Source organism: Streptomyces sp. Je 1-79 (assembly GCF_025195125.1).
GTDB lineage: Bacteria > Actinomycetota > Actinomycetes > Streptomycetales > Streptomycetaceae > Streptomyces.
Genome location: NZ_JAMGSL010000011.1, coordinates 221,714 through 247,281, shown reverse-complemented (window position 1 = coordinate 247,281; position 25,568 = coordinate 221,714). Strand labels below are relative to the sequence as shown.

Genomic DNA, 25,568 nt, shown 5'->3' with positions numbered 1-25,568 from the left:
CGAGCGACCTCTCGTGTTTGTCAAACGTGTTGAGGAAAGCTGGGGACAGTCATGTCCGAGGAGACGCCGGAGAGTTCGGCGGAACAGAAGCCCCGCCGTCGCCAGGCCCGCGGCGAGCGCCGCATCGCGCAGCTGCTCCAGGCGGCCGCGAACGTCTTCTGCACCAACGGCTACACGGCCGCCAGCACCAACGCGATCGCCCGCGAGGCCAGCGTCTCCCCCGGCACGCTCTACCAGTACTTCCCCAACAAGGAGGCGATCGCCGTCGAGCTCGGCGGCCGCCTGCTGCACCAGATGCGCCAGATGCACGGACAGGCGTTCACCCCCGCCAACCTCGCGCTGCCGCTGCCCGAGCTGGTGGACGCGGTGCTCGACCCGATGATCGAGTTCAACTGCCGGAACCCGGTCTTCCTCGCCCTGATGCACGGCTCCGAGATCCCCGGCCGGATCGCCGAGGAGCACGACGCCCTGCACGCCTCGCTGCTGACGTCGGTCCAGAGCCTGTTCGACCATCATCTGCCGGACCACACCCCCGAGGACCGCACCCTCAAGGCCGAGATGACCTTCGCCGTCGTCAAGGGCGGCCTCACCCTGATCCTCGCCGCCCCCGAAGGACCCGAGCGGGACGCGGCGGTCACGGAGCTGAAGACGCTCGTCCTGCGCTACCTCGGCCCGCTCATCGGGAACGCCCCGACCGCCGTCGCAGGCACCCTCACCACGACTCCGACTCCGTGACCGACTCCCGCCGCCGCGCCGCCTCTCCCGCACCCGCGCGGATCCGCAGCGCGAGGAGGGGGAAGACGAGGACGGAGAGCATTCCGGCCCCCACGAGCGCCGCCGCCTCCCCGGGCGTCAGCGCCTTGTCGTCGAGCCCGATGGTGGTGATCGCGACGACGAGCGGCAGGGCCGTGGACTCGTAGAGCACCAGCGCGACACGCTCCTTGCGCACCAGGTCGCCGGGGGCGAGGAACCAGACCGGGCCACCCCGCACCACCAGGAACAACAGCAGGAAGAGCGGCAGCAGGAGCAGGGTGCGGCCGCCGTCGAGGAGCGAGTCCAGGTCGAACTCGATCCCGGTGACGACGAAGAAGACCGGCACGAGGAAGCCGAAGCCGACCCCCTCGACCTTCGCCAGGATCTCCGGTCCCGCCTCGGGCGCGGCACCGGTCAGGACGAGCCGGGTGATCAGTCCGGCGGCGAACGCGCCCAGCAGCACGTCGAGTCCGAGAGCCTGCGAGGCGCCGAGCATCACCGCGAGCAGCAGGAAGACGAAGCGGACCGCGAACTGGGCGCTGGTGTGCAGGGTCTTGGCGATGACGCGGGAGAACCACGGCGGCGTGGGCCGCAACGCCCAGAGCACGGCCCCGGCGGTCAGGGCGGCGAAGACCGCGAGCACCGCCGTCGCCTCGCCCGGCCTGCGCCCGCTCAGGAGCAGCGAGATCGCGATGATGGGGCCGAACTCCCCCACCGCCCCGAAGGCCATCACCACCGTGCCGAACCGGCCCTTCAGCTCCCCCGCGTCCCGCAGCACGGGCAGTACGGTGCCGAGCGCCGTACTGGTCAACGCCACGCCGATGAAGACACCCTTGTGGAACCCGTCGCCCAGCAGCGCCCCGGCACCGAGTCCGAGCGCCAGCGCGACCAGCCATGCCCACACCGAGCGCGTGAGGGTGTCGCCCCGCACCTTGCCGAACTCGAGCTCGTACCCCGCGAGGAAGATCAGCATCGCGAGGCCGAGCTCCGAGAGGCCGTCGATCAGGGCGTCCGTGTGCGCCCAGCCGAGCACATCGGGGCCGATCAGGATGCCGAGCAGGATCTCGAAGATGACGAGCGGTACGGAGAGCCGGCGCCCGACCGCGTAGGCCAGCAGAGGCGCCAGGACGGCGATCGACATGATCAGGATCAGCGTGGTCCCGGATTGCGACATGTCCGGTATCTACCATGGGTGACATCCGCCCGCGGGGCACGACCGCCGCGCGCCCCGGCGCCGGATCGCCCCCGAACCGCACCGGACTGGAATTCATACCCCCTAGGGGTATAAGCTGGCTGTAGAACGACCCTGAACCAGTACGCCCCTCGAAGAGGAGACCGTCATGACCGCCGAGACGACGACCGAACTCACCACCGTGTACCAGGTCAAGGGAATGACCTGCGGACACTGCGAGGGCGCGGTCTCCAGCGAGATCTCCGAGATCGCCGGGGTCTCCTCCGTCAAGGCCGCGGCCTCCACCGGCCAGGTCACCGTCGTCTCCCAGGCCCCGCTCGACGAGGAGGCCGTCCGCGCCGCCGTCGACGAGGCCGGTTACGAGCTCGTCGGCCAGGCGTAAGGCCCGGGGGCGCACTCCCGGCACACACCGGCAGGGTCGTACCGTACGCGGTACGGCCCTGCTCTCGTTTGGAACCGCACATGACATCGAGCCCCGCGCCCACCCTCACGACCGAGCTCGTCATCGGCGGGATGACCTGCGCCTCCTGCGCGGCCCGCGTCGAGAAGAAGCTCAACCGGATGGACGGCGTCACGGCGACCGTCAACTACGCGACGGAGAAGGCGAAGATCGCGCATCCGGCGGGGACGGCGGTCGCCGACCTGATCGCGACGGTCGTCAGGACCGGCTACACCGCCGAGGAGCCCGCACCCCCGGCCCCGGAGCCGTCGGAGGCGGCGGACGGGGCGGACCCTGAGCTCGCCGCACTCAGGAACCGGCTGACCGTCTCCGCCGTGCTCTCCGCGCCGGTCGTCCTGCTCGCCATGGTCCCGGCCCTCCAGTTCGACAACTGGCAGTGGCTGTCCCTCACCCTCGCCGCACCGGTCGTCGTCTGGGGCGGACTGCCTTTCCACCGCGCCGCCTGGACCAATCTCCGGCACGGCGCGGCGACCATGGACACCCTCGTCTCGATCGGCACCCTGGCCGCCTTCGGCTGGTCGCTCTGGGCCCTGTTCCTCGGCGACGCGGGCATGCCGGACATGCGACACGGCTTCGACCTCACCACCGGCCGCGCCGACGGCGCCTCGACCGTCTACCTGGAGGTCGCGGCCGGTGTCGTCACCTTCATCCTCCTCGGCCGCTATCTGGAGGCCCGCGCCAAACGGAAGGCCGGCTCGGCGCTGCGCGCCCTGATGGAGCTCGGCGCGAAGGACGTGGCGGTCCTGAGGGACGGTACGGAGGTACGGGTCCCGGTCGCCGCGCTCCGGGCCGGCGAGCTCTTCGTGGCCCGCCCCGGCGAGAAGATCGCCACCGACGGAACGGTCGCCGAGGGCGCCTCGGCCGTCGACGCGTCCCTGCTCACCGGCGAGTCCGTCCCCGTCGACGTGGCGCCCGGCGACCCGGTCACCGGCGGCTGCGTCAACACCTCCGGCCGGCTGGTCGTCCGGGCGACGCGGGTCGGCGCGGACACCCAGCTGGCCCGGATGGCCGCGCTGGTCGAGGACGCCCAGAACGGCAAGGCCGAGGTGCAGCGCCTCGCCGACCGGATCTCCGCCGTCTTCGTCCCCGTCGTGCTCTACATCGCGCTCGCCACGCTGCTGACCTGGCTGTTCGTGGTCGAGGACACCACGGGCGCCTTCACCGCAGCCGTCGCCGTACTGATCATCGCCTGCCCCTGCGCCCTGGGCCTCGCGACCCCGACCGCGCTCCTGGTCGGCACCGGTCGCGGCGCGCAGCTCGGCATCCTGATCAAGGGGCCCGAGGTCCTGGAGTCCACCCGCCGCGTCGACACCGTCGTCCTCGACAAGACCGGGACGATCACCACCGGCCGGATGCGGCTGCAGAAGGTGTACGCGTACGAGGGTGTGGACGAGGCCGAGCTGCTGCGCCTCGCGGGCGCCCTGGAGCACGCCTCCGAGCACCCGGTCGCCCGGGCGGTCGCGGCGGGCGCCGCCGAGCGGCTCGGCCTGCCCCTGGGCGGGCTCCCCGTGCCGACGTCCTTCGAGAACGTCCCGGGCCTCGGGGTGCGCGGCTCGGTCGACGGCCACGCCCTCCTGGTCGGCCGCGAGGCCCTCCTCGACGCGGAGGGCGTCGAGATCCCCGGGGTGCCGGAGCCGGGCGCCGTGCAGGTCGCCTGGGACGGCCGGGCGCGCGGGGCGCTCACCGTCGCCGACGCCGTGAAGGAGACCAGCGCCGAGGCGGTCGCACGGCTGCGCGCCCTGGGCCTGGCGCCGGTCCTGCTGACCGGGGACGGGCACGCGGTCGCCGAGACGGTGGCGGCGGAGGTGGGCATCGACGCGGACCAGGTCTTCGCCGAGGTGCTCCCACAGGAGAAGGCCGACGTGATCCGGCGTCTCCAGGCGGAGGGCCGGACGGTCGCCATGGTCGGCGACGGCGTGAACGACGCGGCCGCGCTGGCCACCGCGGACCTGGGCCTGGCCATGGGCACCGGCACGGACGCGGCGATCGAGGCGAGCGATCTGACGCTGGTCCGCGGCGACCTCCGGGTGGCGGCGGACGCCATCCGGCTGGCACGCCGCACCCTCGCGACGATCAAGGGAAACCTGGGCTGGGCCTTCGGTTACAACGTCGCCGCACTGCCTCTGGCCGCTTTCGGATTGCTGAACCCGATGATCGCCGGTCTGGCCATGGCATTTTCGTCCGTATTTGTCGTGACAAACAGCCTGCGACTTCGGAGGTTCACGTGAATTGACCTACACGTGACTCACAGGACCTTCACAAAGAGACCTAGATCACAGATATTTGGGGGTAACCATTCGGGCCGTTCGCGAGTCTAAGTGGGCGATGCCAAGAACGTCTTGGGGGACGTTCATGGGATGTCTTGGGGGACGTCCCAGGCAAGCGTGGGCCGGGGCACGTGCACCGGGGAGCTTTGAGCGGCCCTCCCGTACGTACCCCGGCAGACCGCGCGGCCTGCTTAGCTTCTGCTGAACCCGGCAGACGCCCGGCCCGGATCCCGTGGGGGGAATCCGCACCGGGGATATGGAAAGCGCCCCGCTCGCCGACCCGTGGGGGGATCGGCAGCGGGGCGCTTTTCGTTGCGCGTCTCGTACAGCGTCTCGCGCGGCACCGCGTCCGGGACCTCGCGCGGCACCCGGCGCGGTGCGTCAGCGGCCCTCGACCGGGACGAAGTCGCGCAGGACCTCGCCGGTGTAGATCTGGCGCGGGCGGCCGATGCGGGAACCCGGCTCCTTGATCATCTCGTGCCACTGGGCGATCCAGCCCGGAAGGCGGCCGAGCGCGAAGAGCACGGTGAACATCTCGGTCGGGAAGCCCATCGCGCGGTAGATGAGGCCCGTGTAGAAGTCCACGTTGGGGTAGAGGTTGCGCGAGACGAAGTAGTCGTCGGAGAGCGCGTGCTCCTCCAGCTTGAGCGCGATGTCCAGCAGCTCGTCGGACTTGCCGAGCGCGGAGAGCACGTCGTGCGCCGCGGCCTTGATGATCTTGGCGCGCGGGTCGAAGGACTTGTACACCCGGTGGCCGAAGCCCATCAGGCGGACGCCGTCCTCCTTGTTCTTCACCTTGTTGATGAAGGAGTCGACATTGCCACCGTTGGCCTGGATGCCCTCGAGCATCTCCAGGACCGACTGGTTGGCGCCACCGTGCAGAGGGCCCCACAGGGCCGAGATGCCGGCGGAGATCGACGCGAACATGTTCGCCTGGCTCGAACCCACCAGACGGACGGTGGACGTCGAACAGTTCTGCTCGTGGTCCGCGTGCAGGATCAGCAGCTTGTCGAGCGCCGAGACCACGACCGGGTCGAGCTCGTACTCCTGCGCCGGGACCGAGAAGGTCATGCGCAGGAAGTTCTCGACGTACCCGAGGTCGTTGCGCGGGTAGACGAAGGGGTGGCCGATCGACTTCTTGTAGGCGTACGCCGCGATCGTCGGCAGCTTGGCGAGCAGCCGGATCGTGGACAGGTGACGCTGCTTCTCGTCGAACGGGTTGTGGCTGTCCTGGTAGAAGGTGGACAGCGCGGAGACCACCGAGGAGAGCATCGCCATCGGGTGGGCGTCCCGGGGGAAGCCGTCGAAGAAGCGCTTGACGTCCTCGTGCAGCAGCGTGTGCTGGGTGACCTCGTTCTTGAAGGTCGCGAGCTCGTCGACCTTGGGGAGCTCACCGTTGATCAGCAGGTAGGCCACCTCAAGGAAGGTGGAGCGCTCCGCCAGCTGCTCGATGGGGTAGCCGCGGTACCGCAGAATGCCCTGCTCACCGTCCAGGTAGGTGATGGCGGATTTATAGGCGGCGGTGTTGCCGTATCCGCTGTCCAGGGTGACCAGACCGGTCTGGGCTCGGAGCTTCCCGATGTCGAAGCCCTTGTCGCCGACGGTGCTCTCGACCACCGGGTAGGTGTATTCACCGTCCGCGTACCGCAGTACTACAGAGTTGTCGCTCACGTCATCCCTCACCGACGTAGTGCCTCTTCTTCGAGGTGCCCTGACTGTCTCTACCATCCCCCATTTGGCTCAGGAGAGTGCACTCGGGGTCGACCATTGGGCCATTTGGCGGCACTCAGTGCCGCCAACCTGCTCATCTTGCCCCCTTCGCCCCGTTCGGGGAAGTCCGGGGTGGTCTTTCACACGGCTGCCGACAGCCGGTGGGCCAGGGCGGTGAAGCGTCTGCCTGCGGAAACCGTACGGACGGCCTGGGCGATCGCCTTGCGCGAACCGACCAGGACGACGAGCTTCCGGGCCCGGGTGACGGCCGTGTAGAGCAGGTTCCGCTGGAGCATCATCCAGGCGCTGTTGGTGACGGGGATCACCACCGCCGGGTACTCGCTGCCCTGCGAGCGGTGGATCGTGACGGCGTAGGCGTGGGCCAGCTCGTCCAGCTCGTCGAAGTCGTACCCCACCTCCTCGTCCTCGTCGGTGCGCACGGTCAGCCGCTGCTCGACGGTGTCGAGCGAGGTCACGACGCCGACGGTGCCGTTGAAGACGCCGTTGGCGCCCTTCTCGTAGTTGTTGCGGATCTGGGTGACCTTGTCGCCGACGCGGAAGACCCGGCCGCCGAACCGCTTCTCGGGGAGGTCGGGACGGGCCGGGGTGACGGCCTGCTGCAGCAGCCCGTTGAGCGCGCCCGCCCCCGCGGGGCCGCGGTGCATGGGGGCCAGGACCTGGACGTCCCGGCGCGGATCGAGCCCGAACTTGGCGGGAACCCGCCGGGCCGCGACCTCGACGGCGACCCGTGCGGCGTCCTCGGTCTCGTCCTCCACGAAGAGGAAGAAGTCCGGCAGGCCGGTGGTGACGGGCGGCAGACCGGCGTTGATGCGGTGGGCGTTGGTCACCACGCCCGACTGCTGCGCCTGCCGGAAGATCCGGGTCAGCCGGACGGCCGGAACCGGGCTGCCGGCGGCCAGCAGGTCGCCGAGCACCTCCCCCGCGCCGACCGAGGGCAGTTGGTCCACGTCGCCGACGAGGAGGAGGTGGGCACCGGGTGCCACGGCCTTCACGAGCTTGTTGGCGAGGAGCAGGTCGAGCATGGACGCCTCGTCCACGACGACGAGATCGGCGTCGAGCGGGCGGTCCCGGTCGTAGGCCGCGTCGCCGCCCGGCTTGAGCTCCAGGAGCCGGTGCACGGTCGACGCCTCGGTCCCGGTCAGTTCGGCGAGGCGCTTGGCGGCCCGGCCGGTGGGCGCGGCGAGGACGACCTTGGCGCGCTTGGCCCGGGCCAGCTCCACGATCGAGCGGACGGTGAACGACTTGCCGCACCCGGGGCCGCCGGTGAGCACGGCGACCTTACGGGTCAGGGCGAGCCGTACCGCCTCCTCCTGCTCGGGCGCGAGCGAGGCCCCGGTCCGGTCGGCGAGCCAGGCCAGGGCCTTGTCCCACGCGACGTCCTGGAAGGCCGGCATCCGGTCGTCGGGGCCCCGCAGGAGGCGTCCGACCTGCCCGGCGAGGGAGAGCTCGGCGCGATGGAAGGGGACCAGGTAGACGGCCGTGACGGGCAGCCCTTCGGGCCCCGGCACGGTCTCCCGCACGACCCCTTCGGGGTCGCACGCCAGCTCGGCGAGGCACTCGATGACGAGGCCCGTGTCGACCTGGAGCAGCTTCACGGCGTCGCGGATCAACTGCTCCTCGGGCAGGAAGCAGTGCCCCTGGTCGGTGGACTGGGACAGGGCGTACTGGAGCCCCGCCCTCACCCGGTCGGGGCTGTCGTGCGGGATGCCGACGGCCTGGGCGATCCGGTCGGCGGTGAGGAAGCCGATGCCCCAGACGTCGGAGGCCAGCCGGTAGGGCTGGTTCCGGACGACGGAGATCGAGGCGTCCCCGTACTTCTTGTAGATCCGCACGGCGATGGAGGTGGAGACGCCGACGCTCTGGAGGAAGACCATCACCTCCTTGATGGCCTTCTGCTCCTCCCAGGCGGCGGTGATGTTCCCGGTGCGCTTGGGGCCGAGACCCGGGACCTCGATCAGACGCCCGGGTGACTCTTCGAGGATGTCGAGGGTCTCCAGGCCGAAGTGCTGCGTGATGCGGTCGGCGAAGACGGGGCCGATGCCCTTGACGAGACCGGAGCCGAGATACCGGCGGATGCCCTGGATGGTGGCGGGCAGCACGGTCGTGTAGTTCTCGACCGTGAACTGCTTGCCGTACTGCGGGTGGGAGCCCCAACGCCCCTGCATCCGCAGCGACTCACCCGGCTGGGCGCCGAGCAGCGCCCCGACGACCGTGAGGAGATCACCGCCACCGCGCCCGGTGTCGACGCGGGCGACGGTGTACCCGCTCTCCTCGTTGGCATAGGTGATCCGCTCCAGCACCCCTTCGACGACCGCCTGGCCCTGACCCTGGTTGGACATGCCCCGACGGTAGCGAACGGCTCGGACACCCGGTGGGTGTCTGTGGACGGCGACCCGGCACACGACGCGGGCCGGGCCGGCGCGCCTTACCCCACGTGGCGCACGTACCTTCCCAGCGTCTCCTCCAGGACCTCCACACCGTCCCTGGCCCACAGCGCGTCGTTGAAGAGCTCCACCTCGATCGGGCCCTCGTACCCCGAGCCCTCCACCAGGTCGCACCACGCCCTCAGGTCGATCGCGCCGTCGCCCAGTTGACCCCGCCCGTTGAGGACGCCGGCCGGCAAGGGGGTCGTCCAGTCGGCGAGTTGGAAGGCGTGGATACGGCCCGACGCGCCCGCGCGGGCGACCGCCGCCGGGGCGCGGTCGTCCCACCAGATGTGGTACGTGTCGACGACCACGCCCACCTGTGTGGACGGGAAGTGCTCGGCGATCGCCAGCGCCTGGTCCAGGGTGGAGACCGCGCAGCGGTCCGACGCGTACATCGGGTGCAGCGGCTCGATCGCCAGCCGGACGCCCCGCTCCCCCGCGTACGGGGCGAGTTCGGCGATCGACTCCGTGATCCGGGCGCGGGCCGCCGACAGGTCGCGGCTGCCCGGGGCGAGTCCGCCCGAGACCAGGACCAGGGTGTCCGTGCCCAGGGCCGCCGCCTCGTCGATCGCGGCGCGGTTGTCGTCCAGGGACTCGGCCGTCGTGAAGAAGCCGCCCCGGCACAGTGACGTGACCGTCAGGCCCGCGTCGCGGACCAGCTTGGCCGCGGCTTCGAGGCCGTACTCCGCGACCGGTTCCCGCCACAGGCCCACGCCCGGGACCGAGAGCCGTACGCACTGCTCCACCAGCTCCGGCAACGACAGCTGCTTCACCGTCATCTGGTTGATGCTGAAGCGCGAAAGGGGTTCGACCGTCACCGGCTCACTCCGTAGACCGTCAGCAGGGACCTCATCCGGGATTCCGCCAGCTCCGGATCGGGGAACAGGCCCAGTCCGTCGGCCAGTTCGTAGGCCCGCGCAAGGTGCGGCAGCGAGCGGGCGGACTGCAGACCGCCGACCATCGTGAAGTGCTCCTGATGGCCGGCCAGCCAGGCCAGGAACACGACCCCCGTCTTGTAGAAGCGGGTCGGCGCCTGGAAGAGGTGCCGGGACAGCTCCACCGTCGGGTCCATGACCGCGCGGAACCCCTTCACGTCGCCCGTGTCCAGGACCCGTACCGCCTCCGCCGCCAGCGGCCCCAGCGGGTCGAAGATGCCGAGGAGGGCGTGGCTGAAGCCCTGTTCGTCCCCCGCGATCAGCTCCGGGTAGTGGAAGTCGTCGCCCGTGTAGCAGCGGACGCCCTCAGGAAGACGGCGGCGCAGGTCGACCTCGCGCTGCGCGTCGAGGAGCGAGACCTTGATGCCGTCCACCTTGTCCGGGTGGGCCGCGATGACCTCCAGGAAGGTGTCGGTCGCGGTGTCCAGGTCGGCCGAGCCCCAGTACCCGTCCAGCGCCGGGTCGAACATCGGCCCGAGCCAGTGCAGGATCACCGGCTCGCCCGCCTGGCGGAGCAGATGGGTGTACGTGTCGAGGTAGTCGTCCGGGCTCTCGGCGGCGGCCGCGAGGGCCCGCGAGGCCATCAGGATGGGCTGGGCGCCGGACTCCTCGACGAGGGCGAGCTGCTCCTCGTACGCCTTGCGGACCACCATGAGATCCGCCGGGCCCGCCAGCTGGTCGGTGCCGACACCGCACGCGATGCGGCCTCCCACCGCCTTGGCCTCGGCAGCCGAGCGGCGGATCAGTTCGGCCGCGCCCGCCCAGTCCAGCCCCATGCCGCGCTGCGCGGTGTCCATGGCCTCCGCGACGCCGAGGCCCTGCGCCCAGAGGTGGTGGCGGAAGGCGAGCGTGGCGTCCCAGTCGACGGCGGCCGGACCGTCGGGGGTGGTGTCGGCGTACGGGTCGGCGACGACATGGGCGGCGGAGAAGACCGTACGGGAGGTCAGGGCGCCGCCCACGGGGACGAGCGCGCGCGCCGGGCGCGGGAGGTACTCCCGTACCCCTCCGGCACCGTCGGGAAGGCGGATCACAGCGAGACCTCCGGGACCTCCAGGCGGCGGCCCTCGGCCGAGGACCGCAGCCCCAGCTCGGCGAGCTGGACGCCGCGCGCGCCCGCGAGCAGGTCCCACTGGTACGGCTCGTCGAGGACGACGTGCCTGAGGAAGAGCTCCCACTGGGCCTTGAAGCCGTTGTCGAACGCGGCGTTGTCCGGCACCTCCTGCCACTGCTCGCGGAAGGGCTCGGTGGCCGGGATGTCCGGGTTCCAGACCGGCTTGGGGGTGGCCGAGCGGTGCTGGACGCGGCAGTTCCGCAGGCCGGCGACGGCGGAGCCGTGGGTGCCGTCGACCTGGAACTCGACGAGTTCGTCGCGGTTGACGCGGACCGTCCAGGAGGAGTTGATCTGGGCGACCGCCCCGCCCTCCAGCTGGAATATCCCGTACGCGGCGTCGTCGGCGGTCGCGGCGTACGGCTTGCCCTGCTCGTCCCAGCGCTGCGGGACGTGCGTGGCGACGTGCGCGGTGACGCTCGTGACCCGGCCGAAGAGCTCGTGGAGCACGTACTCCCAGTGCGGGAACATGTCGACGACGATGCCGCCGCCGTCCTCGGCGCGGTAGTTCCAGCTGGGGCGCTGGGCGTCCTGCCAGTCACCCTCGAAGACCCAGTAGCCGAACTCCCCGCGCACGGAGAGGATCTCGCCGAAGAAGCCGCCGTCGATCAGGCGCTTCAGCTTGAGCAGGCCCGGCAGGAAGAGCTTGTCCTGGACGACGCCGTGCTTGACGCCCTTCTCGGTGGCCAGCCTGGCGAGTTCCAGGGCGCCCGCCAGGTCTCCCGCCGTCGGCTTCTCGGTGTAGACGTGCTTCCCGGCGGCGACGGCCCTGCGGATCGCGTCCACCCGGGCGGAGGTGACCTGCGCGTCGAAGTAGATCTCCACCGACTCGTCGGCGAGGACGGCGTCGAGGTCGGTGGACCACTCGGTGAGACCGTGCTGCTCGGCGAGTGCGCGCAGGGCGTGCTCGCGGCGGCCGACGAGAACGGGCTCGGGCCAGAGGGTCTCGCCGTTGCCGAGGTCGAGACCGCCCTGCTCGCGCAGGGCGAGGATCGAACGGACGAGGTGCTGGCGATAGCCCATGCGTCCGGTGACGCCGTTCATGGCGATACGGACTGTCCTGCGTGTCACGAAGGTGCCTCCATCATGTGCGTACTCAAAACAGAAAGCGCTTTCTACGAACGGAGACGCTAGCCTGCCGACAACACACCGGACAAGGGGTCCGCCATCTTCAGCCCGGCGCCACCCCGCTCCCGACTCCCCCGGAGGTACGCGATGACCGTGACGCTGGCGGATGTGGCCGCGCGTGCCCAGGTCTCCCCCGCCACCGTCTCCCGCGTCCTGAACGGCAATTACCCGGTCGCCGCGTCGACCAGGGAGCGGGTGCTGCGGGCGGTGGACGAGCTGGACTACGTCCTGAACGGGCCCGCGAGCTCACTCGCCGCCGCCACGTCCGACCTGATCGGCGTCCTCGTCAACGACATCGCCGACCCCTTCTTCGGGATCATGGCGGGCGCCGCGCAGAACGCGATCGGGGAAGGGGCGTCGGGGCGGGCGGGCGGCGAGAAGCTGGCCGTGGTCTGCAACACGGGCGGTTCGCCCGAGCGCGAACTCACCTACCTCACCCTGCTCCAGCGGCAGCGCGCCGCGGCCGTGATCCTGACCGGGGGGTCCCTGGAGGACCCGGAGCACATGGCGGCGGTGTCGGCGAAGCTCACCAAGCTGACGGACGCGGGGACCCGGGTCGTGCTGTGCGGCCGGCCCCTGGTGGAGGGGGACGCGAGCGTCGCGGCGCTCACCTTCGACAACCGGGCGGGGGCGCGGCGGCTCGCCGAGCACCTGCTCTCGCTCGGGCACCGGCGGATCGGTTACGTGGCGGGGCCGGCGGACCGGACGACGACGCGGCACCGGCTGGAGGGCCACCGGGAGGCGCTGGCGGCGGCAGGGGTGGCCGAGGGACCGACGGTCCACGGCCCGTACGACCGGCGGTCCGGCTACGACGCGACGCTCGAACTCCTGCGCCGGGAGCCGTCGTTGACGGCGGTCGTGGCGGCGAACGACACGGTGGCACTGGGCGCGTGCGCGGCGCTGCGGGACCGGGGCCTGCGGATTCCGGAGGACGTCTCGGTGGCGGGCTTCGACGACCTGCCGTTCTCGATCGACGCGGTCCCGGCGCTGACGACCGTACGGCTGCCGCTCCACGAGGCGGGCGCGCGGGCGGGCCGCCTCGCGGTGGGCACGGAGCAGCCCCCGCCGGGCGGCGTGACGACGATCCCGGCGGAACTGCTGGTACGGGACTCCACGGCGCGCCCCCGGAGCTGACCGCGCTCCTCTCGGGCGCCCCCGCGCCCCTACGACCTGGGCATCTGCGGGCAGGCGGCCCCCCAGGCATCGCCCGGCCCGGGGCTACGGCCGCGTCGGCGCCCGGGGGGCTACGGCCGCGTCGGCGCCCCGCCGGGGTGGGCCTCCCCGAGCCGCTCCTCGCGTACGCCGCTCTCCCCCGGGCCGACCGGGCCTGGGGTCGCCACCCCTGGGGCTGCCAGCCCCGCAGAGCCCACCCCCGCGGCCACCACCCCCGGGCCCCCCACCCCCGCGGCCACCGCTCCCGCAGGGCCCGCCGTCGTGCGGCGGCCGGGTGAGAGCGACGTCAGCGCCACTCCGCCGACCAGCAGCGCCGCCGCGCACCAGCGCAGCGGGCTGATGCCCTCGTCCAGGAAGAGCGCCGCCGAGGACATCCCGAAGACCGGGACCAGCAGCGAGAAGGGGGCCACCGAGGAGGCCGGGTAGCGGCGCAGGAGCCAGCCCCAGGCGCCGAAGCCGAAGACGGTGACGATCCAGGCGACGTAGACGACGACTCCGACGCCGGTCCAGTCGAGCCCCCGCACCGCTTCGAGACCCCGCTCCGGCCCTTCCAGGAGGAGGGAGAGGGCGAGCAGCGGAAGGACAGGCACGGTGCTGACCCAGACCATGAAGTTGAGGGCGTCGGGCGGGGAGGCCTTGCGGGTCAGGACGTTGGAGACGCCCCAGCAGGCCGCCGCCGCGACGCACAGCGCGAAGCCCGCCAGCGGGCCGGTGGCGCCCTCGTCGACCGCCGCGACACCGATGCCCGCGAGCGCGACCGCCATGCCCGCGGTCTTGACCTTCCCGGGGCGTTCGCCGAGCGCGACGAAGGCGAACAGGGCCGTGAACACCGCCTGGATCTGGAGGATCAGCGAGGAGAGCCCGGCGGGGGCGCCGATGTCCATGCCCGTGAAGAGCAGGCCGAACTTGGCCACGCCCAGGGCCAGTCCCACGCCCACGATCCACTTCCAGGCGACCGTGGGGCGCCCGACGAGGAAGACCGCGGGCAGGGCGGCGACGAGGAAGCGGAGGGCGGAGAAGAGCAGGGGCGGGAAGTGGTCGAGACCGATCTCGATGACGACGAAGTTGACTCCCCAGACGGCGGCGACGAGCGCGGCCAGGGCGATGTGGGCAGGGCGCATGTGAGAGAGGGTCACCCATCTCGACCGTGTAGCACCAGCACTGATTTCTTCATGGTTGGATGAAGCAACGCTTCACCCGCAGGGCCACCGCCGACCCGAGGACCAACCCCGAGGAGCCCGCCCATGCTCGACCTCGGACGCCTGCGCGCCCTCCACGCCGTCGCCGTCCACGGTTCGGTGGCCGCCGCGGCCGCCGCCCTCGGCTTCAGCCCGTCGGCCGTCTCCCAGCAGATCGCCAAGCTGGAACGGGAGACCCGCACGATCCTTCTCGAACGCCGGGGCCGCGGGGTCCGGCTCACCGACGAGGCGCACCGACTGGCCGCCACGGCCGAGCAGTTGCTCGCGCTCGTCGAGCAGGCGGAGGTGCGCCTCGAAGAGCGGCGCGGGCTGCCGTCGGGCCGGCTGTCGATCGGCTGCTTCGCGAGCGCCTCGCGCGGTCTGATGCCCCGGGTCCTCGCCGAACTGGCGACCCGGCACCCGGAGCTCGACGCCCGCCTCACGGAGGTCGACCCGCACATCTCGGTCGAGCTCGTCGGGCGCGGCGTGATCGACCTCGCCGTGGCCCACGACTGGGACATCGCCCCGATGCCGACCCCGCCCGGGGTGGAGCAGGCCGTGATCGGCGACGACCTGTGCGACCTGCTCGTGCCGCGCGACCATCCGATGGCCGGGCGGGCGTCGGTACGGCGGGAGGAGCTGGCCGGCGAGCGGTGGATCACCCAGCCGCCCGGGACGGTCTGCCACGACTGGCTGATGCAGACCTTGCGGGCCACCGGCTACGAGCCGCACATCGTCCACCAGGCGGAGGAGAACCACACCCAGGTCGCCCTGGTCGCGGCGGGCCTCGGGATCGCGCTGGTGCCGCGTCTGGGCCGCGGCCCACTCCCGCCCGAGGTGACCCCGGTCCGGCTGGATCCGATGCCGACGCGCCGCCTGCACGCGCTGTGGCGCACGGGCGCGGCACGGCGTCCCGCGATCACCGAGACCGTCCGTACGCTCCAGGAACTCTGGCCCGCGGTCTCCGCCGCCACCTGACCCCCCGAGCAGAACCTCGGGCGGACATCCGCCGCCACCTGACCCCTTGGGCACAGAACCTCGGGCGGATCCTTGCGCGGATCCTTGACCTGGCAGTTACTTTCGGGCTATCCGTTGCACCTTGGAAGTTTCCTTCACCCACTTCCGTCAACCCCGCACGGCCGGAAGGAGCATCAGTGCACCACCGCGCCCCCTCCCGACGCACCCTCCTCACCGTCACCGCCGCCGCCGCGGCCGCCGCCGTCACCGGCGTCACCGTCCCCGTCGCCCACGCCGAGCCGGACACGAGCCTCAGGAGCCTCGAACGGCTCATCTCCCGCATGTCGCTGGAGGAGAAGGTCGGCCAGCTCTTCGTGATGCGGGTGTACGGCCACTCCGCCACCGATCCCGACCAGGCCGACATCGATGCCAACCTCGCGGAGATCGGCGTCCGCACGGCCGCCGATCTCGTCGAGAAGTACCACGTCGGCGGCGTCATCTACTTCACGTGGGCGCACAACACCCGCGACCCCCACCAGATCGCCGAGCTGTCCAACGGCATCCAGCGCGCGGGCCTGGCCCAGCCGACGCCCCTCCCCCTGCTCATCTCCACCGACCAGGAGCACGGCATCGTCTGCCGGGTCGGCGAGCCGGCCACCCTGCTCCCGGGGGCGATGGCGCTCGGCGCGGGGGGCTCCCGCGCCGACGCCCGTGACGCCGCGCGGATCGCGGGCGCCGAGCTGGCCGCCGTCGGCATCCGGCAGAACTACGCGCCCGTCGCCGACGTCAACGTCAACCCCGCCAACCCCGTGATCGGCGTCCGCTCCTTCGGATCCGACCCCGAGGCCGTGGCCGACCTGGTGTCCGCCCAGGTCAGGGGGTACCAGCAGGCCGGAGTCGCGGCGACCTCCAAGCACTTCCCCGGGCACGGCGACACGGCCACCGACAGCCACTACGGCCTGCCGACCATCACGCACACCCGCGAGCAGTGGGCCGAGCTGGACGCCCCGCCGTTCCGGTCCGCGATCGCCGCCGGCATCGACTCGATCATGACGGCGCACATCGTCGTCCCCGCACTCGACCCGAGCGAGGACCCGGCGACCCTCTCCCGCCCGATCCTGACCGGCATCCTGCGCGAGGAACTCGGCTACGACGGCGTGGTGGTGACGGACTCCCTCGGCATGGAGGGCGTACGGACGAAGTACGGCGACGACCGCGTGCCCGTGCTCGCGCTCAAGGCCGGTGTCGACCAGCTGCTCAACCCGCCGAAGCTGGACATCGCCTGGAACGCGGTCCTCCAGGCCGTCAAGGACGGCGAACTGACCGAGGCCCGGCTCGACGAATCGATCCTGCGGATCCTGCGCCTCAAGGCCCGGCTGGGGCTGTTCCGCCGGCCGTACGTCACCGCCGCCGGAGTGGACCGTACGGTCGGCACCCGCGCCCACCTCGCCCGGGCCGACCGGATCGCCGAGGGCACCACCACCCTGCTGGTCAACGAGGGCCGGTTCCTGCCGGTCAGCCGGCGCAGCCACGGCGACGTGCTGGTCGTCGGCGCCGACCCGGCCTCGCCGTCCGGCACCACCGGGCCCCCGACCACCACCCTCGCCACCGCGTTCACCGAACTCGGCTTCACCGCCACGGCGCTGTCCACCGGAATCACCCCGACGGCGGCGAAGATCGAGGAGGCCGTGGCGGCAGCCGCCGGCAAGGACGTGGTCGTCGTCGGCACGTACAACGTCTCGGCGACCAGCCCTCAGCGCACCCTCGTCGCACGGCTCGTCGCGACCGGGGTGCCGGTCGTCACGATCGCGATCCGCAACCCGTACGACGTCGCCTGGACCACCGGACAGCGGGCCACCCTCGCCGCCTACTCCTGGACCGATGTCGAACTCCGGGCCGCCGTAAGGGTCCTCGCGGGCAGGGCCGAGCCGCGCGGCCGTCTGCCCGTCCCCGTGCAGCGGGCGGACGATCCGACGCGGGTGCTGTACCCCGTCGGCCACGGGCTGTCCTACGCGTGACGTAACGCGCGGCCCGGACCCCCCGTTCTCCCTGGCGTGCGCCCGCTCCGGCGGGCCACGCCGGACTCGGAGACCGGGGGGTCTTTCATGCACGCTCCCAGGAGCGGGGCGGGGCGGTCCGTGGCGTGCGCGGTTCTGCTGGTGACGGCGACCGGGTGCCTGCGGGCGGCGGTGGGTGCGAGGGCGGTGCCGGCGGCTGCGAGACCCGCGAGCTGCGCGCCCGGCGGTCGTGGGGCCGCCGGGCGCGTCACGCGTCGTTACGGGCGTACGCCGCGCTCGCGGTTCAGCTCGTCGTCCGCCGGCTTGTCGAGGCGGGCGTCGAAGCGGGCCAGCGGCTGCCCGGCCGCGGCGGCCGGCGCGTCGACCCCGGCCCAGTCGAGGATGCGCGCCGTGGCCTTGGCGCGCTCGGCCTCGACGAGGCCCTCGACCTGGGCACCGTGGTTGGCACCCGGGGCCGTGAAGACGTAGCTGTCACGGGCGCCCTTGCCGAGACGGAACGGCTCCGCTCCCCACGGGTCGTTGCCGCCGTACACGAACAGCATCCGGTTCGCGTTCCCGCGGACCCAGCGGTCCACGTCCCGCATCGCCGACGGCTTGAACGTCGTCGGGATCTCGCGCGGCACGAAGTTCCGCGCCGGCTGGTAGCCGTAGCGGGTCAGGCCCTCGAGGTGGGGCAGCTTGATGCTGGGCGAGCCGAGTTCGGTGGCCGCCTGGTAGTAGTACGGGGTGTACGGATCCAGGCCCTGGTCGGTGTAGAACGACCAGCCGGAGTAGGCGTCGATGGTCTCGTAGACCTCGTCGTCGCTCGCCGTCCTCGCGTCCGGGACCGAACCGCAGACGTCCTCGCCGTAGTACTGCCAGAAGCCCCAGACGAAGTCGAGGACGACCGCCTCGTACGCCTTGTCCAGGGAGCCGACGGTGTTGAAGGTGGCGCCCTCGGCGGCGGCCCACTCCTTGTACTTCTTCTGCAGCGGGGCGCGGCGGACGAGCGCCTCGCGCTGCAGCGCGTTGAGGCGGTCGCGGCACTCCTTGGTCCCGACGTTCTCGAAGAACCGGTCGTACGCCGAGTCCTCCTTGTTGTTCACGTCGTTCGGCGCCACGTAGGCGACGACGCCGTCCATGTCGCGGGGGTAGAAGCGCTCGTAGTACGTGGCCGTCATACCGCCCTTGGAGGCGCCGGTGGAGAGCCACTTCTGCCCGTAGATCTTCTTCAGGGCGGTGAAGATGCGGTGCTGGTCGCTCGCGGCCTGCCAGATGTCGAGCTTCGACCAGTCGGCGGGCTGCGGCCGGGACGGCGTGAAAAAGCGGTACTCCATCGAGACCTGGTTGCCGTCGATGATCCGCGTGGGCTCGCGGCGGCTGGGGGTGGTGCTCAGCCCGTAGCCGCTGGTGTGGAAGACGGTCGGCCGGTCCGTGTCCTTGTGGAGGAGGGAGAGGCGCTGCTTGAACGTCCCCTTCCACGGACGGCGGTGGTCGACCGGCTGGGTGTACTCGAGGACGAAGTAGCGGTAGCCGGCGTACGGCTTCTCCTCGATCAGGCTCATCCCGGGGATCGCCAGGATGCGGTCCTTGATGTCCGTACCGACGGCGCTCTCGGCGACGGTCGGGCTGCCGGTGGCCGACTCGGCGGCGGTAGCCGCACCGCTCGCCCCGACGGTGCCTATGAGCACTGTGAGCGACGTCAGCCAGATCAGCGACTTGCGCATTCACCCTCCCCTTGATTCACAACGGTGTCGCGAACCTAGCGGGGGCAACGTGCGTGCCGCCAGACCCAGTTGACCCTTACCTCCGAATCGCCACAGGTTGCGGCCCGGGATTCGGTACGGAACCGGGCACGGAGTTCACCGCGCGGGTCTCAGCAGAGGACCCAGCCCGTCGATCCGCTCCGTCCGGCGACGGAACCGGTCGCGCGGACACAGCGGTTGAGGGCGTGGACGGTGACGGGGCCGGCCTGGCGGGTGAAGTTCCCGCTGTCGACGACGGGGCGACCGCCGCGCGGCTGGAGGGAGACGGACATCGCGCGGCGCGCGCCGGGGCGCTTGGCGACGGTGACGGCGCAGACGTACTGGCGGCTCCGGTAGAGCCTCAGCTCTCCGGTGGCGAAGGAGACGGTCTTGGTGGCCCGGCCGGTGCAGAGCGAGGCGGCGTCGGCGCGCGCGACCCCGGGCCCGGCGAGGGAGAGGGCGCCGACGGTGAGCAGCACCGCCGTCAGATACCCGAGCAGCCGTGTGCCGCGCCCTTTCCCACTGGTTCCTTCGAACACTGGATCCCCTCCCGACTCTGTGCCGTACATGCGTACGACGCAGGGGAGCGCCGAGCGGTTGCCTCCGGCCGCAGGAGGCGGCGGCGCGGACGGCGGGAGCGCGGTGCTCCGCATCCCGCCGTGGCCGCCCGTCCCGGCCTGCGGCCGGGCCGCTCAGACCGCCGTCGCCGGCTCCTCCTCGCCGATGAACGCGCGCCAGAGCTCCGCGTACCGGCCGTCCCGTGCGAGGAGCTCGTCGTGGGTGCCGTCCTCCGCGACACGGCCGTGGGCCATGAGGATCACCCGGTCCGCGCGGGCGGCCGTGGTGAGGCGGTGGGCGACGACCAGCGTCGTACGACGGCCGGCCAGGCGGTCGGTGGCCTGGTTGACCTGGGCCTCGGTGGCCAGGTCGAGCGCGGCGGTGGCCTCGTCGAGGAGCAGGACGTCCGGGTCGACGAGCTCGGCGCGGGCGAGGGCGATCAGCTGGCGCTGGCCGGCGGAGAGGTTGCGTCCGCGCTCGGCGACCTCGTGCAGGTAGCCGCCGTCCAGGGTCGCGATCATGTCGTGGGCTCCGACCGCGCGGGCCGCCGCCTCGACCTCGGCATCGGTCGCGTCGGGGCGGCCGTAGGCGATGGCGTCACGGACCGTCCCGGCGAAGAGGTACGCCTCCTGGGGGACGACGCCGAGCCGGTGGCGGTACGCGGTGAGGTCCAGGTCCCTGAGATCGGCGCCGTCGGCGGTGACCCGGCCCGAGGTGGGGTCGTAGAACCGGGCGACGAGCTTGACCAGCGTGGACTTCCCGGCGCCGGTCTCGCCGACGAAGGCGACGGTCTGCCCGGCGGGGATCCGCAGGTCGACGCCGGTGAGGGCCTCCTCCTCGGAGCCGTACGCGAACGACACGTCCTCGAAGGCGATCTCGCCGCGCAGCGACAGGACGTCGAGCGGGGCGTCGGCTTCGGCGGTGGACGTCGGCTCCTGGAGCAGCTCCTGCATGCGCTTCAGCGAGACGGCGGCCTGCTGGTAGCCGTCGAACACCTGGGAGAGCTGTTGCACGGGCGCGAAGAAGAGGTCGATGTAGAGGAGGTAGGCGACCAGGGCGCCGGTCGTCAGCGAGCCCGCCTCGATCCGGTTCGCGCCGACGATCATCACGCCCGCGGCGGCCACGGAGGACAGCAGCGTGACGAAGGGGAAGTAGATGGAGATCAGCCACTGTCCGCGGACGCGGGCCTGACGGTACTCGTCGCTGCGGGCCGCGAACCGGGCGGCGCCCGAGTGCTCGCGGCGGAAGGCCTGGACGATGCGGAGCCCGGCGACCGACTCCTGGAGGTCGGCGTTGACGACGCTGATCCGCTCCCGCGCCAGCTCGTACGCCTTCACGCTGGAGCGGCGGAAGAAGTACGTGGCGACGGCGAGGACCGGGAGCGTCGCGAAGACCACCAGGGCGAGCTGGAGGTCGAGCACGAGCAGCGCGACCATGATCCCGAAGAAGGTCACGACGGAGACGAACGCGGTGACGAGACCGGTCTGCAGGAACGTGGACAGGGCGTCCACGTCCGTCGTCATCCGGGTCATGATGCGGCCGGTCAGCTCGCGCTCGTAGTAGTCGAGCCCGAGCCGCTGGAGCTGGGCGAAGATCTTCAGGCGCAGGGCGTAGAGGACCCGTTCGCCGGTCCGGCCGGTCATCCGGGTCTCGGCGGTCTGGGCGACCCACTGCACGAGGACGGCCACCAGGGCGAGCGCGGAGGCGGCCCAGACGGCGCCCATGGCGAGCTTGTTGACGCCGTCGTCGATGCCGTGCCGGATCAGGATCGGCAGCAGCAGGCCCATGCCGGCGTCGAGGGCGACGAGGCCGAGGCTGATGAGGAGGGGGATCCCGAAGCCGTGCAGCAGGCGGCGCAGTCCGTACGACGCCTCGGGCGTGACGGCACGGGCCTCGTCGATGTCGGGGATGTCGGTGGCGGGCGGCAGCGCCTCGACGGCGGCCAGGAGTTCTGGGGTGGCCCCTGGGGCCTGGGACTCCTCGGCGGGCGTCTCCTCGCGGACCCACAGGGTGGGGGTGATGCCGCGTTCGGCGTCGAACTCCGCGTCGAGTTCGGCGCGCAGGGTGCGGTCCTCGGGCACCTCGACGGGCGCCGTGTGGCCGGGCGAGACGCCGCCGAGCTCGTCGGGGTCGGTGAGGAGCCGCCGGTAGAGCGCGGAGCGCCGCTCCAGCTCCTCGTGGGTGCCGATGTCGGAGAGCCTGCCGCCGTCGAGGACGGCGATCCGGTCGGCGAGGCCCAGGGTGGAGCGGCGGTGGGCGATGAGGAGGGTGGTGCGGCCGGCCATCACGGAGGCGAGGGCCTCGTGGATCTCGTGCTCCACGCGGGCGTCGACGGCGGAGGTGGCGTCGTCGAGGAGGAGCAGCCGGGGGTCGGTGAGGATCGCGCGGGCGAGGGCGACGCGCTGGCGCTGGCCGCCGGAGAGGGTGAGGCCGTGCTCGCCGACCTTGGTGTCGTAGCCGTCGGGCAGCTCGGCGATGAAACGGTCCGCCTGGGCGGCGCGGGCGGCGGTCTCGATCTGCTCCTGGGTGGCGTCCGGGTGACCGTACGCGATGTTGGCGCGGACGGTGTCGGAGAACAGGAAGCTGTCCTCGGGGACCAGCCCGATGGCGGCGCGCAGCGAGTCGAGGGTGAGCTCGCGGACGTCGTGGCCGCCGACGAGGACGGCGCCGTGGCCGACGTCGTAGAAGCGGGGCAGGAGGAGCGAGACGGTCGACTTGCCGCTCCCGGACGCGCCGACGACGGCGACGGTCTCGCCGGAGCGGATCTCCAGGGAGAAGCCGTCGAGGACGGGGCGCCCGTCGTCGTAGGCGAAGCTCACGTCGTCGAACTCGACCGTGGCCTCTGCGTCCGCCGGCAGCTCCTTCGTGCCGTCCTTGATGACCGGCTCGGTGTCGATGAGCTCAAGCACGCGGTCGACGCCCGCGCGGGCCTGCTGGCCGACGGTGAGGACCATGGCGAGCATGCGGACGGGGCCGACGAGGGACGCGAGGTACGCCGAGAAGGCGACGAAGGTGCCGAGGGTGATCTGGCCACGGGTGGCGAGCCAGCCGCCGAGGGCGAGGACGGCGACCTGCCCGAGGGCCGGGACGGCCTGGAGGGCGGGGGTGTACCGCGAGTTCAGCCGGATCGTACGCATACGGCCGGCGAAGAGCTTGCGGCTGGCGTCCCGGATCTTCCCGGTCTCCTGGTCCTCCTGTCCGAAGCCCTTGACGACGCGGACCCCGGTCACGGACCCGTCGACGACCCCGGCGACGGAGGCGGCCTGGGCCTGGGCGTACCAGGTGGCGGGGTGGAGGCGGGTTCGGCTGCGCTTGGCGATGAACCAGAGCGCGGGGGCGACGGCCAGGGCGACGAGGGTGAGCGGGAGGGAGAGCCACGCCATGACGGCCAGCGAGATCAGGAAGAGCAGGATGTTCCCGATCGTCATCGGGAGCATGAAGAGCAGGCCCTGGATGAGCTGGAGGTCGCTCGTGGCCCGTCCGACGACCTGCCCGGTGGACAGCTCGTCCTGCCGCCGGCCGTCGAGCCGGGTGATGGTGCCGTACATCTCGGTACGGAGGTCGTGCTGGACGTCGAGGGCGAGCCGGCCCCCGTAGTAGCGGCGGACGTAGGTGAGCGCGTAGACGAAGACGGCGGCGCCGATGAGGAGACCGGTCCAGACGGAGAGCGACCGGGTCTTCGCTCCGATGACGTCGTCGATGATCACCTTGGTGATCAGCGGGACGAGCGCGAGGAGGGCCATTCCGGCGAGCGAGGACCCGAGGGCGAGCACGACGTTGGCCTTGTACCGCCAGGCGTACCCGGCCAGCCTGCGCGCCCAGCCCCGCGCACGCGGCGCCTGCCGGTCCACCTGTTCCTGCCCCGCCGCGGCCACGTGGTCGCCTCCCGTTCGTCCTGCTCTACCGGAAGGCACCAACGCGGGTGGGGTGGGATTTCATCCCGCCGCAACAAACTGTGGGAGAAGACCGGTCGCTGGTCCTAGGACCGTCGGACGGTCGGAGACGGTCAGTCGGCGTAGAACAGCAGAAAGACCGCGGTCACGCCGACGGCGGTGAAGGCGGTGGAGGCGGCGGCGAGCCGCCGCCGGCGCCGGGGGCGTGCCACGAGTGGAGGACTCGCGAAGAGCGGGGACGGTTGCGCCGGTGTCCGGCCTCAGAGGTGCGTCGGTTCGAACATGCGCAGGAGGGCCGGGAGGACCACCACCGACGGGCCGGGGGTCGCAAGGGCCTTCGAGAGGTCGGCCGTCAGGGTCTCCGGGGTCGTACGGACCGCCGGGACGCCGAAGGACTCCGCCAGGGCCACGAAGTCCGGGCGGGCCAGCTCCGTCGCCGTCGCCTCACCGAAGGCGTCCGTCATGTACTCGCGCAGGATGCCGTAGCCGCCGTCGTCGACGATCAGCCACGTGACGTCCGAGCCGTACTGCTTCGCCGTCGCCAGCTCCGCGATCGAGTACATCGCGCCGCCGTCGCCCGAGACCGCGAGGACCGGGCGCGTCGGGTCGGCCGCCGCCGCGCCGAGGGCGGCGGGGAAGCCGTAGCCGAGACCGCCGGCGCCCTGGGCGGAGTGCATGGTGTTCGGGTGGCGGGCGTCGAAGGCCGACCAGGCCCAGTAGGCGAGGATCGTCATGTCCCAGAAGCTGGGCGAGTCGTCCGGCAGCGCCTCGCGCACCGAGGCCACGATCCGCTGCTCCAGGCCGAGGTCCTGCGCCGCGATCCGGTCCCTGACCTTGGTGAGAACGGCTTCGACCCGCGCGGGCGCGGTCTCGTCCCGTCGCTCGTCCACCGTCTCCAGGAGCGCCTGGAGGGCGAGGCGGGCGTCCGCGTGGATACCGAGCGCCGGGTGGTTGGACTCCAGCTTGCCCGCGTCCGCCTCGATCTGGATCACCCGGCCGCGCGGCGCGAACGTGTGGTAGTTCGACGACAGCTCGCCGAGCCCCGAGCCGACGACCAGCAGGACGTCCGCGTCCTCCAGGAAGTCGGTGGTGTGCCGGTCCTCCAGCCAGGACTGGAGCGACAGCGGGTGCTTCCAGGGGAACGCGCCCTTGCCGCCGAAGGTGGTGACCACGGGCGCGTCGATCCGCTCCGCGAGCGCGCGCAGCTTGCCCGACGCGTCGGAGCGGACGACTCCGCCGCCCGCGATGATCGCGGGCCGCTCGGCGTTGGCCAGGAGGTGTGCGGCCACCGCCGTCAGCTCGGGGCGCGGGGCGACCTCCTCGGGTGTCGCGTCCATCGCCGTGACGACCGGCAGGAGGGTCTCCGCGAGCAGCACGTCCTGCGGGATCTCCACCCAGACCGGCCCGTGCGGGGCGGTCAGCGCCGACTCCCACGCCGCCGCGATGGCGGAGGGGATCTGCGACTGGGTGCGGACGGTGTGCACGGACTTCACGATGTCCCGGAAGGACGCCTGCTGGTCGCGCAGCTCGTGGAGGTAGCCGTGCCGCCCGCCGCCGAGCCCGGCCACCGGGATCTGGCTGCCGATCGCGAGGACGGGGGCGGAGGCGGCCGCCGCCTCCTGGAGCGCGGCGAGGGACATGAGCGAGCCGGGGCCGGTGGAGAGCAGCAGCGGGGCCGCCTCGCCGGTCATCCGGCCGTACGCGTCGGCCGCGAAGCCCGCGTTGTTCTCGACGCGCAGTCCGACGTACGAGAGCGAGGAGCGGCGGAGCGCGTCGAACATGCCGAGCGCGTGCTGGCCGGGGAGCCCGAAGACGGTGGTCGCGCCGAGCCCGGAGAGGGTCTCGACGACGAGGTCGCCACCGTTCCGCCCGGGAGGCGGGTTGAGCGCGGCGGCGGTCTGCGCCTCCGTGGGGCGGAGTACCAGGTCGTGGTCGTGGGTCATGGACGTTCCCCAGGGTGGCGTGATCGGTCGGGTACGGCGGGGTGGTACGAGGAGGGACGGACGAGCAGCGGCCCGGCGCGACGAGCGTTCGCCCGGTCCGGGCGCGCCCCGTCGGCGCGGGCGC

Annotated in this window: 17 protein-coding genes; 6 read left to right on the top strand and 11 right to left on the bottom strand. The window is 72.0% G+C overall.

The features are described from left to right. The first annotated feature begins 51 nt into the window (after positions 1 to 51). Positions 52 to 735 carry a TetR/AcrR family transcriptional regulator gene (locus M5362_RS23855; RefSeq protein WP_260229751.1) on the top strand — a complete coding sequence of 228 codons (684 nt, stop codon included), beginning with the start codon at positions 52 to 54 and terminating at the stop codon, positions 733 to 735. Here M5362_RS23855 and M5362_RS23850 read toward each other — a convergent pair. Continuing rightward, a complete protein-coding gene (locus M5362_RS23850; RefSeq protein WP_260229750.1) occupies positions 713 to 1,927 on the bottom strand; it encodes a cation:proton antiporter in 1,215 nt (404 codons plus the stop codon). The genes M5362_RS23855 and M5362_RS23850 overlap by 23 nt on opposite strands. Positions 1,928 to 2,093: 166 nt before the next feature. Between M5362_RS23850 and M5362_RS23845 the strand changes: the two genes are divergently transcribed. Continuing rightward, positions 2,094 to 2,327, top strand: a complete 234-nt coding sequence (locus tag M5362_RS23845) for a heavy-metal-associated domain-containing protein (protein ID WP_260229749.1) — start codon at positions 2,094 to 2,096, stop codon at positions 2,325 to 2,327. An 80-nt stretch (positions 2,328 to 2,407) separates the two neighbouring features. Further along, positions 2,408 to 4,633, top strand: a complete 2,226-nt coding sequence (locus M5362_RS23840) for a cation-translocating P-type ATPase (protein ID WP_260229748.1) — start codon at positions 2,408 to 2,410, stop codon at positions 4,631 to 4,633. 420 nt (positions 4,634 to 5,053) lie between these two features. Here the strand turns inward: M5362_RS23840 and M5362_RS23835 are convergent, their stop codons facing one another. The 5 genes from M5362_RS23835 to M5362_RS23815 form a co-directional block, all read right to left on the bottom strand. Further along, positions 5,054 to 6,343: a citrate synthase gene (locus tag M5362_RS23835; protein ID WP_260229747.1), complete on the bottom strand. Its 1,290-nt coding sequence runs from the start codon at positions 6,341 to 6,343 to the stop codon at positions 5,054 to 5,056. Between the two features lie 179 nt (positions 6,344 to 6,522). After that, positions 6,523 to 8,742 carry an ATP-dependent RecD-like DNA helicase gene (locus M5362_RS23830; RefSeq protein WP_260229746.1) on the bottom strand — a complete coding sequence of 740 codons (2,220 nt, stop codon included), beginning with the start codon at positions 8,740 to 8,742 and terminating at the stop codon, positions 6,523 to 6,525. Between the two features lie 86 nt (positions 8,743 to 8,828). After that, the gene (locus M5362_RS23825) at positions 8,829 to 9,608 is read right to left on the bottom strand and encodes a sugar phosphate isomerase/epimerase (protein WP_260229791.1); all 780 of its coding nucleotides are present in this window, start codon (positions 9,606 to 9,608) and stop codon (positions 8,829 to 8,831) included. 35 nt (positions 9,609 to 9,643) lie between these two features. Beyond that, a complete protein-coding gene (locus M5362_RS23820) occupies positions 9,644 to 10,795 on the bottom strand; it encodes a dihydrodipicolinate synthase family protein (RefSeq protein ID WP_260229745.1) in 1,152 nt (383 codons plus the stop codon). Next, positions 10,792 to 11,943 carry a Gfo/Idh/MocA family protein gene (locus tag M5362_RS23815; protein ID WP_260229744.1) on the bottom strand — a complete coding sequence of 384 codons (1,152 nt, stop codon included), beginning with the start codon at positions 11,941 to 11,943 and terminating at the stop codon, positions 10,792 to 10,794. The genes M5362_RS23820 and M5362_RS23815 overlap by 4 nt, the downstream gene beginning before the upstream one ends. A gap of 144 nt (positions 11,944 to 12,087) precedes the next feature. Between M5362_RS23815 and M5362_RS23810 the strand changes: the two genes are divergently transcribed. Beyond that, positions 12,088 to 13,134, top strand: coding sequence for a LacI family DNA-binding transcriptional regulator (locus tag M5362_RS23810; RefSeq protein ID WP_260229743.1), 1,047 nt, complete (start codon positions 12,088 to 12,090; stop codon positions 13,132 to 13,134). A 110-nt stretch (positions 13,135 to 13,244) separates the two neighbouring features. Here M5362_RS23810 and M5362_RS23805 read toward each other — a convergent pair whose 3' ends face one another. Next, entirely contained in the window at positions 13,245 to 14,294 is a 1,050-nt protein-coding gene (locus tag M5362_RS23805; protein WP_260229742.1) for an EamA family transporter, read from the bottom strand. A 123-nt stretch (positions 14,295 to 14,417) separates the two neighbouring features. On the opposite strand from M5362_RS23805, the gene M5362_RS23800 reads away from it, so the two are divergent. Then, on the top strand, positions 14,418 to 15,329 hold the full coding sequence (locus M5362_RS23800; protein ID WP_260229741.1) for a LysR family transcriptional regulator: 912 nt from the start codon (positions 14,418 to 14,420) through the stop codon (positions 15,327 to 15,329). A 176-nt stretch (positions 15,330 to 15,505) separates the two neighbouring features. Then, complete coding sequence (locus tag M5362_RS23795; protein ID WP_260229740.1) at positions 15,506 to 17,326, top strand: glycoside hydrolase family 3 protein; 1,821 nt, start codon at positions 15,506 to 15,508, stop codon at positions 17,324 to 17,326. 257 nt (positions 17,327 to 17,583) lie between these two features. On the opposite strand, the gene M5362_RS23790 is transcribed toward M5362_RS23795, so the two are convergent. From M5362_RS23790 to M5362_RS23775, 4 genes are all read right to left on the bottom strand, one after another. After that, complete coding sequence (locus tag M5362_RS23790) at positions 17,584 to 19,032, bottom strand: S28 family serine protease (RefSeq protein WP_260229739.1); 1,449 nt, start codon at positions 19,030 to 19,032, stop codon at positions 17,584 to 17,586. A gap of 149 nt (positions 19,033 to 19,181) precedes the next feature. Beyond that, entirely contained in the window at positions 19,182 to 19,589 is a 408-nt protein-coding gene (locus tag M5362_RS23785) for a hypothetical protein (RefSeq protein ID WP_374214515.1), read from the bottom strand. Positions 19,590 to 19,742: 153 nt separating this feature from the next. Beyond that, positions 19,743 to 23,459 (bottom strand): ABC transporter ATP-binding protein, encoded by a 3,717-nt coding sequence (locus M5362_RS23780; protein WP_374214518.1) that lies wholly within the window; start codon positions 23,457 to 23,459, stop codon positions 19,743 to 19,745. Positions 23,460 to 23,761: 302 nt separating this feature from the next. Beyond that, entirely contained in the window at positions 23,762 to 25,444 is a 1,683-nt protein-coding gene (locus M5362_RS23775; RefSeq protein WP_260229737.1) for a thiamine pyrophosphate-binding protein, read from the bottom strand. Between the last annotated feature and the right edge of the window lie 124 nt (positions 25,445 to 25,568).